Source organism: Phenylobacterium glaciei (assembly GCF_016772415.1).
Classification (GTDB): domain Bacteria; phylum Pseudomonadota; class Alphaproteobacteria; order Caulobacterales; family Caulobacteraceae; genus Phenylobacterium; species Phenylobacterium glaciei.
This window is the reverse complement of the sequence record NZ_JAGSGD010000001.1, coordinates 2,762,082-2,777,652: the sequence shown is the minus strand read 5'-3', so window position 1 is coordinate 2,777,652 and position 15,571 is coordinate 2,762,082. Positions and strand designations below refer to the sequence as shown.

Below are 15,571 nucleotides of genomic sequence, written 5' to 3'. Positions count from 1 at the left end.
GCGCCGAAACGACAAAGGGACGGAGCGCTGATGCGTTCCGTCCCCCTGAAGCCCTTGCACCGCAAGGATTTGTAGTGGTGCCGTTGCAGGGATTCGAACCCTGGACCTCAGCCTTACCAAGGATGCGCTCTACCTCTGAGCTACAACGGCGAAAAGGCGAGGGCGGGCTATAGCCAACGTCGAGGGCCGCGTGAAGCCTAAAAGCGCGGGAAGAGAACTTGACGGGTTGGACCGGTCGCCGCACCCCTTGCGATATGGACAAATACGACAATCCAAAGTCGGCCGAACGTGAGGCGCAACTGGCCAAGGCCCTGCGCGCCAACCTGCGCCGCCGCAAGGTGGCCGATCGCCCGCCCAGGCCCGCGAAGACCGACGAGGATAAGTAGCGTCGCGCCTTCCGTCAGGTCGGCTCGCCCGCTACAGAACCCCCTCTGCTCTGAGGCGCGCCGAACCAAGGATTTGAGATGAGCGACCTGCTTCACCTGCTGGCGGAAGATGCGGAGGACCTCGCGGTCATCTCCGCGGCTCTGCAGGACGCGGTCGCCAAGATCGGCGACATCGCGGTGGAGCAACGGGGGCGCCGGGTCACCGTGGCCTTCAACCGCTATCGCTGGGAAGGCAAGGGGGGCGAGCGGGTGCGCTCAGCCCTGCAGATCGGCTCGGTGATTGGGGTTCAGCAACGCAACCTGCGACGCGGCGCCAAGTCGGCGGTGATCGAACTTCTGAGCGTGGACTTCGAGCCAGGCGAGCCGCCGGGCGGGGTCATCACGCTCAGTTTCGCGGGGGGCGGTGACCTTCGGATGACGGTGGAATGCGTCGATGCGGTGCTGGCCGACATCTCCGCGCCCTGGGCGACGCCGCGGACTCCCGTCCACGAGGTCTGACAAGTCGTAGCGCGGACGGCCTTGCGCCGCTAAAGAGCGCCCATGCGCCGTTTCCGTTTTTCCGATCCCGGCTTCGAGGCCGCCTTCGCCGCCTTTGTCGATGAGCGTCGTGAGACCCCCGAAGAGGTCGACAATCTCGTTCGCGACATCCTGTCTGCCGTCCGCGCCGAGGGCCTGGAGGCCGTCCTGCGGTTTGGCCGTCAGTTCGAGCGGACCCATGTGGATGCCGACAATATCCGGGTGACGGCCGCCGAGATCGAGGCGGGCGCGGCCCAGTGCGCCCCTGAGGTGCGCGAGGCCATCGCCTTTGCAGCGGCCCGCATTCGTAGTTATCACGCGCGCCAGCGCCCCGCCGACCAGTGGTTCAAGGATGAGGCCGGGGTCGAGCTGGGCTGGCGCTGGACGCCGCTGGAGGCCGTGGGCGTCTATGTGCCCGGCGGACGCGCCGCCTATCCCTCCACCGTGCTGATGAACGCCGTACCGGCCGCCGTGGCCGGTGTTGAGCGGATCGCCATGGTGACGCCGCCCGGCAAGCTGCAGCCGGCGGTGCTGGCGGCCGCCAAGGAAGCCGGGATCACCGAGATCTGGCGGGTGGGCGGGGCGCAGGCCGTCGCCGCCCTGGCCTATGGGGCGGGCCCTATCCTGCCGGTGGACAAGATCGTCGGCCCGGGCAACGCCTTCGTCACGGCGGCAAAGCGGCGGGTCTACGGCACGGTGGGTATCGACGCCCTGGCCGGTCCGTCCGAGATCGTGGTGGTGTCGGACGCTGCGAGCCGGCCAGACTGGATCGCCGCCGACCTGTTGTCCCAGGCCGAGCATGACCCGGCGGCGCAGTCGATCCTGATCACCGACGACGAAGCCTTCGCCGACGCGGTCCTGGCGCAGATCGTGCTCCAGCTGAAGAGCCTGGAGACGAGCGAGGACGCGGCGACATCGCTGAAGAACCACGGTGCGGTGATCATCGCGCCGCTGGAGGAGGCCCCGCGCCTGGTGAACCTGATCGCGCCCGAGCACGTCGAGTTCGCGCTGGATGAGCCGGAGCGCCTGGCCGACCGGGTGCGGCACGCAGGCGCCATCTTCCTGGGACGGCATGCGCCCGAGGCGATCGGCGACTATGTGGCGGGCTCCAATCACGTCCTGCCCACCAGCCGGGCGGCGCGGTTCTCGTCGGGCCTGTCGCTGTACGACTTCATCAAGCGCACCTCGATCGTGAAGTGCGACGAGGCGGCGTTCGCGATCCTGGGCCCGCCGACTGTGGCCCTGGCCGACGCCGAAGGGCTGCCGGCACACGCCCGTTCCGCGGCGATCCGGTTGGGCCAGAGTTAGGGTCTGACCGCCGCCGGAAAGCTGAATGGTATCTGACAATGCCGTCCAGGCGCCCGTTCAGGGTCGGCCCTCTAGGGTGTGGTCATCGGAGCCGACGAGGCTTCGGACACATTCATAGACGGAGACCACACGATGCAAACCTCTTCCAAGCTGATCCGTAGCGCGGCCGTTGCGACGATGGCCGCCGCTCTCACCGTTGGCGCCGCCTCGGGCGCTTCTGCCCAGACCAACCTGCGTCCCGTGGTCGGCTGCGACGCGCCTGGCAACAAGCAGGTCGGCGGTGCGCTGATCGGCGCCTTGCTGGGTGCGGCGGCCGGTTCCAACCTGGCCAAGAACGACCGCGGCACGGGCACCGCCATCGGTGCGGTGGTCGGTGCGGCCACCGGGTCCTATGTCGGCTGCAAGATGCAGCGGACGGACCAGACCCAGAACGCCTACGGCTACGACCAGCAATACCAGCCCGCGTACCAGCAGCCCTCGACCTATAGCCATTCTGGCTACCGCCTGTCGGGCGACATCTCTCCGGCCAGGTACGTCCGGGATGGCGGGGCGTTCGCGGCCAGCAGCAATCTGAACCTGCGCGGCGCGCCGTCGACATCGGCTCGCAAGGTGGGCTCGCTGCGCGCTGGTGAGCGCTTCCAGGCCCTGGCCCGGGTGCGCGGGACCGACTGGATCCTGGTGGGCCAGAACGGCGTCGGGGTCGGCTATGTCAGTGGCCGCTACGCCCAGCCTGTCGGCTATCAGTACGCCTCGTACGGCTACTAAAGCCCTCGCAAGGTTCCTCCCCGAACCGACTTCGCCCGGCGCTCCCCAGCGCCGGGCGTTTTTTTGTGCCTGCATCGGGAGGATGACGTTAGGGGTTGGTTTGCAATAAACCTCACTCACAGTTCCTCCCATTCGACCGCCATGGCCGACGAAGACCGCACCAAGCACCACCTGCAGACCGTGGAGATCGACGAGGAATCCCTCGCCGCGGTCTCGCGCGACCAGGAACAGGAGCGGCAGATTGCAATCTTCGATCTGCTGGAGGAGAACTACTTCCATCCCGAAGGCGCCGATGGCGGCCCCTATGACCTGAAGATGGGTCTGGTGGAGAACCGGCTGGTCCTGGATGTGCGAGGACCCAACTATGAGCGGCGCCACATCCTGTCGCTGTCGCCGTTCCGGCCGCTGATCAAGGACTACTTCCTGATCTGCGAGAGCTACTATCAGGCGATCCGCAACTCGACGCCCTCGCAGATCGAGGCCTTGGACATGGGCCGGCGCGGCCTGCACAATGAAGCCTCGACCCTGTTGCGCACCCGGCTGACAGGCAAGATCGAGACCGATCTGGACACCGCGCGGCGGCTGTTCACCCTGATGTGCGCCCTGCACTGGCGGGGCTAGGGTTCGATGGCCACTGACCCGCTCGCCCCGCCGTTGCCCGGCGCGGTGCTCTTCGCCTGCAATTTCAACCGCGTGCGCTCGCCCATGGCCGAGGCGCTGATGAAGCGCGCCCTGGGCGACCGGGTCTATGTGGACAGCTGCGGGCTGAAGCGGGACGCGGCCGACGGGGTCGATCCCTTCGTCGAGGCGGTGATGTCCGAGCTCAGCGTCGATCTGGCTGATCATCGGCCCAAGACCTTCGATGACCTGGAGGACGCCTCCTTCGACCTGGTGGTCTCCCTGACGCCGGAGTCGCAACACCGGGCCGTGGAGATGACCCGGGGCCGGGCGGCCGAGATCGAGTACTGGCCGACTTTCGATCCCACCCTGGTGGATGGGTCGCGGGAGGCGCGGCTGGCGGCCTATCGCGAGGTGCGCGACGCGCTGGCCGCCCACATCGCCCAGCGGTTTCCGCGTTAGCCGCGCATCCAGACAAGATCCTCGCCCCAGCCATCAATGACGGCTGCGTGCCCTGACGCGCGGAACAGGCGTTCCGTTTCCTTGAGGACGCCGATCAGAGTTCTGGGGCGCGGCTCCAACAGGGAAGGCGCCCTGAGAGCCAAGGCGTGGCCTGCCGAAAGCGGATGGTCCGCCAATTCCCACGCCAGATACTTGTAGAACGGCCGCAGCCGGCCACCATTCAGCGCGAAGATCGCGTCGAGCAGGGGGGCTACCCCCTCTGACGATTCGAGTTGTGCGGCCGAGGGCAGTCCTTGGCCCATGCATTTCAACGCCCGATAGGTCTGGTTTATGTAGTGGTCCAGGCTGCGGTCGATGAAGCCCGCCACCTCAGCTGGCGGCACACACGACTTCTCGTTGATGATCTGTTGGCAAAACCCGTCAGTGCGATCGACCAGCACGCGGACATGGGCGTAGCTGTAACGATCCCAGGCGTCGGGTCCGCCCCAGGCCGCGTGGGCGCGAAGGTGATCCAGAGTCATCACCGAACTGTCGGTTCGCCCAACGCCGCGCCCCGCATGACGCGCGCGCCAAGCGTCGAAAGCCTCATCGCGCACCACCAGCACGCAGTCATAGTCCGATCCAGCCGTCTCCCGACCCTTGCCGCGCGAGCCGGTCAGCCAGAAGGCCAGGACATCGGAACTCGTCTCCGCCAGCTCCAGAAGATCGAAGTATCGCGGGCGTTCGGTCGCGTGATCGCTCAATTCTCTCCCTTTCCAGCCGTGGCATTCGACCGTGCGGCGGGCTCCGCGTTATGATAGATGCCTCTCCCACGGCTCGCGCCCCTCGATTCAGGCGTGGGCCGTTCGACTTTTATCGGCGTCTATTTGGAGCCTGCATGGCTAAAGAAGAACTTTTGGAGTTTCCGGGCACGGTCAGTGAAGTCCTGCCCAACGCGACGTTCCGCGTGAAGCTCGAGAACGATCACGAGATCATCGCCCACACCGCCGGCAAGATGCGCAAGAACCGCATCCGGGTTTCGGCCGGCGACAAGGTTCTGGTGGAGATGACCCCCTACGACCTGTCCAAGGGCCGCATCACCTTCCGCGTCCGCTAGCGGGCGCACGGCCCCCTGATGACGACGCCGCGCCTGGTGCTGGCCTCCGCGAGCCCCAGGCGGCTCGATCTCCTGGCCCAGATCGATCTCAAGCCGGACGCCGTGGTGGCCGCTGAGATCGACGAAACCCCACTTCCCAACGAGACGCCGCGCCTGCTGGCGCTGCGGCTGGCCGTGGCAAAGGCGGCCAAGGTCTCAGCCGAGCAGCCGGACGCCTATGTCCTGGCCGCTGACACGGTGGTGGCCGTTGGCCGCCGGGTCCTGCCCAAGGTGGAGACCGAAGCCGAGGGCCGCGCCTGTCTGGAGCTGTTGTCGGGCCGCGCCCACAAGGTGCTAACCGCCGTTGCCGTTCAGGCTCCCGACGGCCGCGCCGTTAGCCGGCTGGTGGAGAGCCGCCTGCACGTCAAGCGTCTGACTCCCGCCGAGATATCAGCCTACCTCGCCTCGGGCGAGGGGATCGGCAAGGCCGGCGGCTATGCGATCCAAGGACGGGCCGGCGCCTTCGTCATGTCCCTGCAGGGTTCCTATCCCGCGGTCGTGGGCCTGCCGCTCTATGAGACGCTCAACCTGCTGACCGGCCTGGGTTATGTGACGCCATGAGCGCGCGGAAACTCTATCTGGACCGGGCTATCGGTGAGACGCGCGGCGTCGTCACCTTGGACGGTGCGCCGGAACGTCTGCTGATCGTGCGCGACGGCGACGGCCCCCTGACCCAGCTCGGCGCGCGGCTGGTGGGCCGGGTGCGCAAGGTGGAGCCGGCCTTCGCCTCGGCCTTCATCGATCTCGGCGGCGTCGAGGCCCTGATGGCCTTCAAGCCCGACGCGCGACCCGTCGAGGGCCAGGCCATCGAGGTGGAGATCCGCAGCGAGCCCCGTGACGGCAAGCTGGCCACCGTGCGGTTGATCGGCCCGGCCGAGGGCAAACCGCGCCTGCTGACCGCCGCCCCGGACATCGCCGAACAGCTCAGCTTCCTCGCCCGCGACACCCCGATCATCGAGGGCCGCCAGGCCCGCGCCATGGCCGACGCGGCCGAGGCCGAGGCCTTGGAGACGATCCATCCGCTGCCCGGCGGCGGGGATCTGGCCATCGAGCCGACCCGCGCCCTGGTGGCCATCGATGTCGATGTCGGTGAGCGCAAGGGCCAGGACGTCAAGCGCGTCACCCGTCAAGCCAACCACACGGCGCTCGCCGAATCCGCCCGCCTGCTGCGGCTGAAGGGCCTGGGCGGCATCGTTGTGATCGACCTGGTGGGGCGGGGCCATGACGGCAACGCCTTGCTGACGGCGGCCCGCACCGCCTTTTCCCCCGACAATCCCGGCGTCGCCATCGGTCCCGTGGGCCGTTTCGGCACCATGGAGATGACCGTGCCCCGGCGGGGCCGCGCGCTCCGCGACATCCTCGGCGACGGGGCAGGGGGCTTGTCGGACCTGACCCTGGCCCTGCGCCTCATCCGCCGCCTGGAAGCGGCCGCCGCCAGCGACCCCGGCGGGCGCCTGATCGCCACCTGCGCGCCCTCGGTGGCCCAGGCCGCCAAGCCTTACGGCGAAACCCTTGCGGCGCGGATCGGCGCGCGGTTCGTTATCGAGACCAACCCCGACTGGCCCCGAGATCGCCTGGACGTCCGATGACCACCGCCCCCTGTCCCATCTGCAAGAAGCCCGGCTCCACGGAATATCGCCCCTTCTGCTCGCGCCGCTGTTCCGACGTCGACCTGCAGCGCTGGCTGGTGGGGAGCTATGCGATTCCGGTGGAAGCGGACGAGGCCGACAGCCTCCACGACGAGGATGACGGGAATTGATGCTCCTCGCTGGACACCGCCCCGACCCTCTTTTATAGACGCGGCTCCCGCGACGCGGGGCACGGAGCGTGACAGCCTGAAGTGGATACCGGTTCAGGCGACCGTCGCGCTCCAACTAAGAATTCCGAGCCTTTTTCTTCGGAAAAGGCTCCGGGCCTGGGTAGCTCAGTTGGTAGAGCAGTGGATTGAAAATCCACGTGTCGGTGGTTCGAATCCGCCCCCAGGCACCACCTCCCTCAGAACATCATTCCGCAGCCTTCAACGCCTTGTAGGCCTTGAAGATGACGCCGCATCGTCGCAGAGGTCCCTTCAGGAGACCTGACGACCATGGACGACGACTTCCGCAAGGCCGCGCTGGACTATCACCGCCTTCCCCGACCGGGAAAGCTGTCGGTGGAGCCCACCAAGCGCATGGACACTCAGCGCGACCTGGCGCTGGCCTATTCCCCCGGCGTGGCGGCGGCCTGCGAGGCGATCGTCGCCGATCCCGCGGCGGCCGACGAGCTGACCGCGCGGGCCAACCTGGTGGCGGTGATCTCCAACGGCACCGCGGTGCTCGGCCTCGGCAATATCGGGCCGCTGGCCAGCAAGCCGGTGATGGAGGGCAAGGCCGTGCTCTTCAAGAAGTTCGCCGGCATCGACGTCTTCGACCTGGAGATCGACGCCCTGGATCCCGACCGCTTCGTCGACATCGTCGCCTCCCTGGAGCCGACCTTCGGCGGCATCAACCTGGAAGACATCAAGGCGCCGGAGTGCTTCGCCATCGAGCGGGCCCTGCGCGCGCGAATGAACATCCCGGTCTTCCATGACGACCAGCACGGCACCGCCATCGTCTGCGCCGCCGCGGTGCGCAACGCCCTGGTGCTGCAGGGCAAGGTGCTCGCCGACATCAAGCTGGTGACCTCCGGCGCCGGCGCCGCGGCCCTAGCCTGTGTCGACCTGCTGGTCCTGATGGGGTTGAAGCCGGAGAACGTCACCCTGACCGACATCAAGGGCGTGGTTTATGAGGGCCGTGAGCCCGACATGCCCCCCAACATGGCCGCCTACGCGCGCGCGACCGACGCCCGCACGCTGCCGGAGGTGCTGGCCGGCGCCGACGTCTTCCTAGGGCTCTCGGCGCCTCGGGTGCTCAGGGCGGAATGGCTGCCGCTGCTGGCCGAGAACCCCTTGATCCTGGCCATGGCCAATCCCGAGCCCGAGATCCTGCCCGAGCTGGTGGCCGCGGCCCGCCCCGACGCCATTGTGGCCACCGGACGCAGCGACTACCCCAACCAGGTCAACAACCTGCTCTGCTTCCCCTTCGTCTTCCGCGGCGCCCTGGACGTCGGCGCCAGCGTGATCAACGAGGCCATGAAGCTGGCCGCCGTCGAGGCTATCGCCTCGCTGGCCCGCGCCGAAGCCTCCGAGGTGGTGGCCGCCGCCTATGGCGGATCGGCGCCGCTGTTCGGGCGCGACTACATCATCCCCAAGCCTTTCGACCCGCGCCTGATCCTGCAGATCGCGCCGGCCGTGGCCAAGGCGGCCATGGAGACCGGGGTCGCCCGGCGACCCATCGCCGACTTCGCCGCCTACCGCACCGAGCTGGAGCGCTTCGTCTATCGATCCGGCCAGCTGATGCGGCCGATCTTCGACGCCGCCCGCAAGGCCATGAAGAAGGTCGCCTATGCCGAGGGCGAGGACGACCGCGTCCTGCGCGCCGTGCAGACGGTGGTGGACGAGGGGCTGGCCCGGCCGGTCCTGGTAGGCCGTCGCGAGGTGATCCTGGCCCGCATCGCGGCGCTAGGGCTGCGCATGAAGCTGGATGCGCACATCGAGATCCTCGATCCCAACCAGGATCATGAAATCCTCGCGCCCCTGATCGCCCGCTATCAGGGCCTGGTCAGCCGTCGGGGCGCGCCGCCGGCCGCCGCCGCGCGCCGGGTGGAGCGTCGCCCCACCGTCACCGCCGCCATGCTGCTGGAGAGCGGCTATGTCGATGCCGCCCTCTGCGGCGGCTCCGGCGACTGGTGGCAGCACATGACCTATGTCATGCCGATCATCGAGCGCCGGCCCGGCATCGACCGCATCCATGCGCTGTCGGCCCTGATCACCCGCGAGGGCGTGCTGTTCATCTGCGACACGCACATGAACCCCGATCCCAACGCCGAGCAGATCGCCGAGATGACCCGGCTGGCCGCCGACACGGTGCGCGGCTTCGGCATCGAGCCCAAGGCGGCGTTGCTCTCCCATTCCAGCTTCGGGGCCTCCAACTCCCCCAGCGCGCGGAAGATGCGCCAGGCGCTGGCCCTGCTGCGCGTCCAGGCGCCGGAGCTGGAGGTGGACGGCGAGATGCACGCCGACGCCGCCCTGCTGGAATATCAGCGCACCCGGCTGGTCAGCGACTCGCGGCTGAAGGGCGCCGCCAACCTGCTGGTCATGCCCAACCTGGACGCCGCCAATATCAGCCTGACCCTGCTCCAGGCCTCAACCAACGCGCTGCTGGTTGGTCCCATGCTGCTAGGGATGTCCAAGCCGGTCCACGTCCTGACCCCCAGCGTCACCGCCCGCGGGATCGTCAACCTGACCGCGCTCGCCGCTGTGGAGGCCAGCACCGGCCGTATGCCCTGACCGAACAATTCGATTGCCTCGCAGAACGCGGTGATCTGTACTGAGAGACGAGGCAGCCGCCCCAAGGAGAGACCCATGCGCCGACCCTTCATGACCATCGAGACGGGAATGACCCTTCAAGAGGACATGGGGCGGAATGCGTACGTTGAACTTGGGAATCCTGGCGCATGTCGACGCCGGTAAGACGAGCCTGACGGAACGGCTGCTCTACGCAGCCGGCGTCATCGACGAGATCGGCAGCGTCGACGGCGGAAACACCCAGACCGACTTCCTCGATCAGGAGCGGCGGCGCGGCATCACCATCAAGGCCGCGGTGGCGTCCTTCGTCGTGGGCGATGTGGCGGTCAATCTGATCGACACGCCTGGCCACCCGGACTTCATCGCCGAGGTGGAGCGCGTGCTGAGCGTGCTGGACGGCGCGGTGCTGGTGGTCTCGGCGGTGGAGGGCGTCCAGGCCCAGACCCGGGTCCTGATGCGCACCCTGCAGAGGCTGGCCATCCCCACTCTGATCTTCATCAACAAGATCGACCGACGCGGCGCCGATCCCGACCGGGTGCTGGCCGCCATCTCCGAGCGTCTGACGCCGGCCATCGCGCCGATGGGCGGGGCAAGCAATGCCGGTGAGAGCCGGGCAGCCTTCATGCCCTTCGGATCCGAGGGTGCTGAACGCCTTTCCGAACGTCTGGCCGAGCAGGACGACACCCTGCTGGCGGCCTATGTCGGCGGCGACGCTGTCTCCTACGGCCGCCTTCGCAAGGCCCTGAAGCGCCAGACGCGGCAGGGGCGGGTGCATCCGGTGTTCCTGGGCTCGGCCATCACCGGCGCGGGGACCGACGAGCTGATGGCCGGGATCACCACCCTGCTGCCGGCCGCGCAGGCCGACGCCGAGGCGCCGGTCTCTGGCACGGTGTTCAAGGTGGAGCGCGGCCCCACGGGTGAGAAGATCGCCTACGCGCGCCTTTTCACCGGCGGCTTGCACGTTCGCGACCGGCTGGACTTCGGCCAGAACAAGAGCGCCAAGCTCACCGCCCTGCAGGTCTTCGATCGCGGACCGGCGGTTCCGAGGGACAGCGCCGCCGCCGGACAGATCGTCAAGCTCTGGGGCCTGGCCGACATCCAGATCGGCGACACCCTCGGAGTCCCGCGAGCCGCTGGTCCGGGCCACCACTTCGCCCCGCCCACCCTGGAGACGGTGATCTATCCCCGCCGCCCCGGGGACGCCCGCGCACTCCACACCGCGCTCACCCAACTCGCCGAACAGGACCCCCTGATCAACCTGCGCCAGGATGACGTGCGCCAGGAACTCTTCGTCTCCCTCTATGGCGAGGTGCAGAAGGAGGTGATCGCCGAGACCCTGGCCCACGACTACGGCGTCGAGGCGGAGTTCCGCGAGACCCGGATGATCTGTGTCGAACGGCCGGTGGGCGTCGGTACGGCCTTCGAGCGCGCGCCCTATCCCTTCATCGCCACCGTCGGCCTGCGGGTGGAGCCGGGGCCGGTGGAGTCTGGCGTCCACTTCCAGCTGGAGGTGGAGTTCGGCTCCCTGCCGCTGTCCTTCCACAAGGCGGTGGAGGAGAGCGTGCGCGAAACCCTGGCCCAGGGCCTGTACGGATGGCGGGTCACCGACTGCAAGGTCACCATGACCCACGGCATCCGCTACCGCGACTGGGCCACCAGCACGCCGTCGGAGCACCGCAATCTAACTCCGCTGGTGCTGATGGCGGCCCTCAAGCAGGCGGGCGTCCAGGTGTGTGAACCGGTCCACCGGTTCGAGCTGGAGATCCCAGCCGATGCGCTTGGCCCCATGCTCCCGGTCCTGGCCCGGCTTGGCGCCGTGCCCGGCGTCCCGGAGATGCGAGGCCCTGCGTGCGGGCTGGAGGGCGAGATCGCCGCCGCCCGCGTCCACGACCTGCAACAGCAGCTGCCGGGCCTGACCCACGGGGAGGGGGTGCTGACGGCGGCCTTCGATCACTACCGCCCGGCCCGCGGCGACATCCCCGCCCGACCGCGCACCGACAACAATCCGCTCAATCGGAAGGACTACCTGACGCGCGTGGCGCGGCGGGGCTGATTTTCTTGACCGTCATGGCCGGGCTTGTCCCGGCCACCCATGATCTCCGAGGGCCAGCAAGTTGCTGTGGCGCGGGCCGCGCGGCCTGCGGCGAGACGGAGATCATGGGTCCCCGGGACAAGCCAGGGGATGACGATGACTGAGGCGCGCATTGCTCAAAACGACATCTCAGGCGCCGCGTTCGCGCCTCCAATCGGAAAGCACTTGAGTGATGTTATGATATAACATAGTGGACTCCGAACTTGCTTCCATGGGTTCCCGCATGCGCGCCAAAACGCTTCTCCTCGCCGCCGTCGCCATGTCCGCTCTCTGCGCCGGCCAGGCCTTCGCCGAGGACGCCGCCAGCCCCACGGTCTCGGAGCTGATCGTTACCGGCGCGCCCTATGCGGTGTCCCTCGACAGCGCCACCACCAGCGTCAACGTCATCACCCAGGCGCAGCTGGCCACCGCCCCGCCGGTGGGCATCGGCGACCTGCTGAACGGCATGCCGGGTCTGCGCTCCACCTCCTACAGCCCCGGCGCCAGCCGCCCGATTATTCGCGGCCTGTCGGGTCCTCGGGTGATGATCCTGCAGAACGGCGTCGGCCTGGTGGACGCCAGTTCGCTATCTCCCGATCATGCCGTGGCGTCCGATCCCGGCGAGGCCTCGCGCATCGAGGTGCTGCGCGGGCCCTCGACCCTGGCCTATGGCGGCTCGGCCATCGGCGGGGTGGTCAATATCCTCGACGAGCGCGTGCCCTCCACACCGGCCACTGGCGGCGCCGACGGCCATATCGCCGCCTCCTACGGTTCGGCGGACGACAGCTACTCTGTTTCGGCGGGACTCAAGGCGGGGACGGGACCCTGGGTCGTGGCCCTGGACGCCGTGCGGCGCGAGAGCGGCGACTACGACAGCCCGGTCAATCCGGTCTCCACGAAGTATGAAGCGGCCAATGGCGTCACCGCCTCGCCCGACCGCGTGGTCCGCAACACTGCCGTCGACCTCACCGCCTATGGGATCGGCGCCTCCTATATCGGTGACACCGGTTTCATCGGCGCCTCAGTCAAGCGCACCGAGACCAGCTATGGCGTGCCCTTCCCTCAGATCGTCAAGGTTGCGGCCTCTCCCGCCGATGCGGTCTACATTGATCTGAAGCAAACCCGTTACGACCTGCGAGGCGAAACTCGCCTCGATCTCGGTCCCTTCGACAAGGCCCGTTTCTCCGTGGGCTATGCCGACTACCAGCACTCGGAGATCGACGTCGCCAGCGGCGCGGTGGGGACCACCTTCCTGTCCAAGGGCGCAGAGGGCCGGGTCGAACTGGTCCAGGCTGAGCGTGACGGCTGGAAGGGCGCGGTGGGCTTCCAGATCCTGAGCCGCGACTTGCAGGCCATCGGCGACGAGGTGTTCATCCCGCCCGTGAACGTCCAGGAGGTCGGCGCCTTCATCCTCCAGCGCCTGGACCGCGACAGCTGGGGCGTGGAGGGTGGCCTGCGGGTCGACACCCGCACCCTGGACGCCGACCTGGCCGGCCGTCCCGCCAGCGCTGCGGCCGCTTCCTACGGGATCAACTGGGCCACGGCCTCCGGTAAGCAGGACTTCACCAACGCCTCGGCCTCGGTGGCCGTCTTCTGGCGCCCGGTGAGCGACTGGTTCCTGGGCCTGAGCCTGGCCCACAACACGCGCGCGCCCACCGAGTTCGAACTGTTCGCCGATGGCCCGCACGGCGGGACCGGCTCCTACGAGATCGGCGACCCCCACCTGAACGCCGAGAAGGTCACCTCGCTGGAGGCCACGCTCCGCTGGACGGGAGCGGGCGGCAAGCTTGAGGCGCACATCTATAGCGCCGACTACAAGGGCTTCATCGACGAGGTCCGCAACGGCGATGTCGTTGCCAACACCGGGGCTTTCGATCCCGCCGGCGAACTGCCGGTGGTCCGCTTCGTCCAGTCGGACGCCAGGTTCTACGGCGGCGAACTGGAAGGGACCTATGACGTGTGGCGGGCCGGCGAGGGCGTTCTGGCCTTGCAGGGGTCCTACGACTACGTCCACGCTCAGACGGACGCCGGGCCGCCCGCGCGTATCCCGCCCTATTCTGTCACCGGACGCGTCGTGTGGACCGCCCCGCGCCTGGAGGGCCAGGTGGAGGTCCGCTATGTCGGCGAGCAGGACCGTATCAGCCCCTTCGAGCTGCCCACCGACGCCTACACCCTGCTCAGCGCCCGGGTCTCCTACCGGCCGCTGGCCGACCAGGACTTCAAGGTCTTCCTGGACGGCCGCAACCTGACCAATGAGGCGGCGCGTGAGCACACCTCCTTCCTGAAGGACATCGCCCCCTTGCCCGGCCGCACCCTTCGCGCGGGTGTCACCTACAGCTTCTAGTCTTGGGGCCACTGTCCCGGTGGTGCAGGGGGCTTTGGCCCGTTTCCAGGAATGCCACCGGAGGCGCCGTCCCCGACTGTGGCCGCTGAGCCATGCCTGGACCCTTCGAACCGCGAGTCGGGCGGACAGCTCTTGACGGTTTGGTTCCAGACTCCCATTTGCCGTCTTGCACGCAGACCTGACCGAAAATCAGGCGTGAGGCCCTCTGGGCTGTTCGGCTACCGTGTTATTTCAAGACCGGTGTTCCGTCGAAAATGCTGCGGTGCAGCATATAAATTCCCTCGCCAGTAGAAAAACGAGCGGGATTACTTGTGGATCACGTTGTGCGGTGCAGCAATACCGTATCTTCCGATGCACCCGTATGGTTGTGCTTGTCGGTAAGCCCCCTTGACGCTTGGAAAAGGGGTTGCCAAAGCACCCCTGCCGCACGTCTAACATAGCGGTAAGACTTCAACTTCCCCTCGGGGCAGGCGAGGTCGCACCCGCCTCCGGAACACGACCGTCGCCAGCTGGCGACACGGGTTACGGGTCGGGCGCAGCGATAGCGGCTCCGTCGTTCTTCTCGTGGTTACGAGCGGGACTGCGGGCAATTTCAATTGGGGTGGAGACGCTCTCGCGCGACGACCCTCGGTCCAAACGTGCTAGACCAATCAGGAACTGGCGACAGATGCTCGACAACAAACGAACGACTCCTTTCATCGCTCTCTTCGGCGCCTTGGTGCTGATGACGAGCGCGCCGGCGTTCGCGCAGGACGCCGCCGCTCCGGCTGCGCCTGCCGCTGACGCCGCCGCCGCGGCTCCCGCCGCTGATGCCGCCGCTGCTCCGGCTGACGCCGCCGCCGCTCCCGCTCCCGCCGCCGATGCTCCGGCCGACCCGCCCCAAATGAAGAACGCTGGCAAGCTCAGCGTCATTCAGATGGCCCTCGACGCCCAAGCGGTCGTTAAGGTCGTCATGATCGGCCTGGTGCTTTGCTCCATCTTCTCGTGGACCCTGCTGGTCACCAAGCTGCTGGAATACGGCGCCCTCAACCGCGCTTCGGACCGCTTCCTTGAAGCGTTCCGCACGGCCAAGTCGATCAACGACATGGGTCGCATCGGCATGTCCGATGAATTCGAAGGCAACCCGCTGGCCGACATGGCCGCCGCGGCTGCTCAAGAAGTCGAACTCTCGCGTCAAGCCGGCCTGGCTGTGACGGGCGCTCACCGCGACTCGGTCATTCACCGTGCGGAAAACGCCGTGGCCGCCGTGCAATCCTCGCTCGGCCGTCGCCTCTCCAGCGGCATGCAGTTCCTGGCCTCCGTCGGTTCGTCCGGTCCGTTCATCGGTCTGTTCGGCACCGTTTACGGGATCATGACCTCCTTCATCGGGATCGCGAACACCAACACGACCAACCTGGCCGTCGTTGCTCCCGGTATCGCCGAAGCCCTGCTGGCCACCGGTATCGGCCTCTTCGCCGCTATCCCGTCGGTTATCTTCTACAACTACTTCCAGACCCGCATCTCCGCTTACGGCGCGCGTACGGAAGGGTTTGTGGCTGAGCTGATGAACGCCATCTCCCGGCAGCTCGACAAAGGGGCGTAA

At 67.7% G+C, this 15,571-nt stretch carries 15 protein-coding genes and 2 tRNA genes; 15 read left to right on the top strand and 2 right to left on the bottom strand.

From position 1 onward, the window contains the following. Positions 1 to 75 precede the first annotated feature (75 nt). Positions 76 to 150: transfer RNA gene (locus tag JKL49_RS13630), tRNA-Thr, on the bottom strand. Positions 151 to 218: 68 nt separating this feature from the next. Here JKL49_RS13630 and JKL49_RS13625 point away from each other — a divergent pair. The 6 genes from JKL49_RS13625 (at position 219) to JKL49_RS13600 (ending at position 4,055) form a co-directional block, all read left to right on the top strand. Further along, on the top strand, positions 219 to 386 hold the full coding sequence (locus JKL49_RS13625) for a hypothetical protein (RefSeq protein ID WP_215342891.1): 168 nt from the start codon (positions 219 to 221) through the stop codon (positions 384 to 386). A gap of 78 nt (positions 387 to 464) precedes the next feature. Continuing rightward, complete coding sequence (locus JKL49_RS13620; protein WP_215341164.1) at positions 465 to 884, top strand: DUF2948 family protein; 420 nt, start codon at positions 465 to 467, stop codon at positions 882 to 884. Positions 885 to 926: 42 nt separating this feature from the next. After that, the gene (gene hisD / locus JKL49_RS13615) at positions 927 to 2,210 is read left to right on the top strand and encodes a histidinol dehydrogenase (protein WP_215341163.1); all 1,284 of its coding nucleotides are present in this window, start codon (positions 927 to 929) and stop codon (positions 2,208 to 2,210) included. Positions 2,211 to 2,342: 132 nt separating this feature from the next. Further along, positions 2,343 to 2,975, top strand: coding sequence for an SH3 domain-containing protein (locus JKL49_RS13610; protein WP_215341162.1), 633 nt, complete (start codon positions 2,343 to 2,345; stop codon positions 2,973 to 2,975). A 141-nt stretch (positions 2,976 to 3,116) separates the two neighbouring features. After that, positions 3,117 to 3,596 (top strand): UPF0262 family protein, encoded by a 480-nt coding sequence (locus JKL49_RS13605; RefSeq protein WP_215341161.1) that lies wholly within the window; start codon positions 3,117 to 3,119, stop codon positions 3,594 to 3,596. 6 nt (positions 3,597 to 3,602) lie between these two features. Then, positions 3,603 to 4,055: an arsenate-mycothiol transferase ArsC gene (locus tag JKL49_RS13600; RefSeq protein WP_215341160.1), complete on the top strand. Its 453-nt coding sequence runs from the start codon at positions 3,603 to 3,605 to the stop codon at positions 4,053 to 4,055. Here JKL49_RS13600 and JKL49_RS13595 read toward each other — a convergent pair. Continuing rightward, positions 4,052 to 4,798: a nucleotidyltransferase domain-containing protein gene (locus tag JKL49_RS13595; RefSeq protein ID WP_215341159.1), complete on the bottom strand. Its 747-nt coding sequence runs from the start codon at positions 4,796 to 4,798 to the stop codon at positions 4,052 to 4,054. The two genes, JKL49_RS13600 and JKL49_RS13595, sit on opposite strands and share 4 nt — an antisense overlap. Positions 4,799 to 4,932: 134 nt before the next feature. On the opposite strand from JKL49_RS13595, the gene infA reads away from it, so the two are divergent. From infA to JKL49_RS13550, 9 genes are all read left to right on the top strand, one after another. After that, on the top strand, positions 4,933 to 5,151 hold the full coding sequence (infA, locus tag JKL49_RS13590; RefSeq protein WP_215341158.1) for a translation initiation factor IF-1: 219 nt from the start codon (positions 4,933 to 4,935) through the stop codon (positions 5,149 to 5,151). Between the two features lie 18 nt (positions 5,152 to 5,169). Next, positions 5,170 to 5,751 carry a Maf family protein gene (locus JKL49_RS13585; protein WP_215341157.1) on the top strand — a complete coding sequence of 194 codons (582 nt, stop codon included), beginning with the start codon at positions 5,170 to 5,172 and terminating at the stop codon, positions 5,749 to 5,751. Beyond that, the gene (locus JKL49_RS13580; RefSeq protein WP_215341156.1) at positions 5,748 to 6,779 is read left to right on the top strand and encodes a ribonuclease E/G; all 1,032 of its coding nucleotides are present in this window, start codon (positions 5,748 to 5,750) and stop codon (positions 6,777 to 6,779) included. Before JKL49_RS13585 ends, JKL49_RS13580 begins: the two co-directional genes overlap by 4 nt. Then, on the top strand, positions 6,776 to 6,949 hold the full coding sequence (gene yacG / locus JKL49_RS13575; RefSeq protein WP_215341155.1) for a DNA gyrase inhibitor YacG: 174 nt from the start codon (positions 6,776 to 6,778) through the stop codon (positions 6,947 to 6,949). Before JKL49_RS13580 ends, yacG begins: the two co-directional genes overlap by 4 nt. A 154-nt stretch (positions 6,950 to 7,103) precedes the next feature. Then, a tRNA-Phe gene (locus JKL49_RS13570) sits at positions 7,104 to 7,179 on the top strand. A gap of 97 nt (positions 7,180 to 7,276) precedes the next feature. After that, positions 7,277 to 9,556, top strand: coding sequence for an NADP-dependent malic enzyme (locus JKL49_RS13565; RefSeq protein ID WP_215341154.1), 2,280 nt, complete (start codon positions 7,277 to 7,279; stop codon positions 9,554 to 9,556). A 136-nt stretch (positions 9,557 to 9,692) separates the two neighbouring features. Next, entirely contained in the window at positions 9,693 to 11,627 is a 1,935-nt protein-coding gene (locus tag JKL49_RS13560) for an elongation factor G (RefSeq protein WP_215341153.1), read from the top strand. A 262-nt stretch (positions 11,628 to 11,889) separates the two neighbouring features. Beyond that, a complete protein-coding gene (locus JKL49_RS13555) occupies positions 11,890 to 13,989 on the top strand; it encodes a TonB-dependent receptor (protein ID WP_215341152.1) in 2,100 nt (699 codons plus the stop codon). Positions 13,990 to 14,656: 667 nt separating this feature from the next. Further along, positions 14,657 to 15,571 (top strand): MotA/TolQ/ExbB proton channel family protein, encoded by a 915-nt coding sequence (locus tag JKL49_RS13550; RefSeq protein ID WP_215341151.1) that lies wholly within the window; start codon positions 14,657 to 14,659, stop codon positions 15,569 to 15,571.

Coding starts and splice junctions, on each gene's coding strand:
- infA (WP_215341158.1), top strand. CDS start 4,933: ATGGCTAAAGAAGAACTTTTGGAGTTTCCGGGCACGGTCAGTGAAGTC.
- hisD (WP_215341163.1), top strand. CDS start 927: ATGCGCCGTTTCCGTTTTTCCGATCCCGGCTTCGAGGCCGCCTTCGCC.
- JKL49_RS13605 (WP_215341161.1), top strand. CDS start 3,117: ATGGCCGACGAAGACCGCACCAAGCACCACCTGCAGACCGTGGAGATC.
- JKL49_RS13610 (WP_215341162.1), top strand. CDS start 2,343: ATGCAAACCTCTTCCAAGCTGATCCGTAGCGCGGCCGTTGCGACGATG.
- JKL49_RS13620 (WP_215341164.1), top strand. CDS start 465: ATGAGCGACCTGCTTCACCTGCTGGCGGAAGATGCGGAGGACCTCGCG.
- yacG (WP_215341155.1), top strand. CDS start 6,776: ATGACCACCGCCCCCTGTCCCATCTGCAAGAAGCCCGGCTCCACGGAA.
- JKL49_RS13600 (WP_215341160.1), top strand. CDS start 3,603: ATGGCCACTGACCCGCTCGCCCCGCCGTTGCCCGGCGCGGTGCTCTTC.
- JKL49_RS13565 (WP_215341154.1), top strand. CDS start 7,277: ATGGACGACGACTTCCGCAAGGCCGCGCTGGACTATCACCGCCTTCCC.
- JKL49_RS13550 (WP_215341151.1), top strand. CDS start 14,657: ATGCTCGACAACAAACGAACGACTCCTTTCATCGCTCTCTTCGGCGCC.
- JKL49_RS13585 (WP_215341157.1), top strand. CDS start 5,170: ATGACGACGCCGCGCCTGGTGCTGGCCTCCGCGAGCCCCAGGCGGCTC.
- JKL49_RS13580 (WP_215341156.1), top strand. CDS start 5,748: ATGAGCGCGCGGAAACTCTATCTGGACCGGGCTATCGGTGAGACGCGC.
- JKL49_RS13560 (WP_215341153.1), top strand. CDS start 9,693: ATGCGTACGTTGAACTTGGGAATCCTGGCGCATGTCGACGCCGGTAAG.
- JKL49_RS13555 (WP_215341152.1), top strand. CDS start 11,890: ATGCGCGCCAAAACGCTTCTCCTCGCCGCCGTCGCCATGTCCGCTCTC.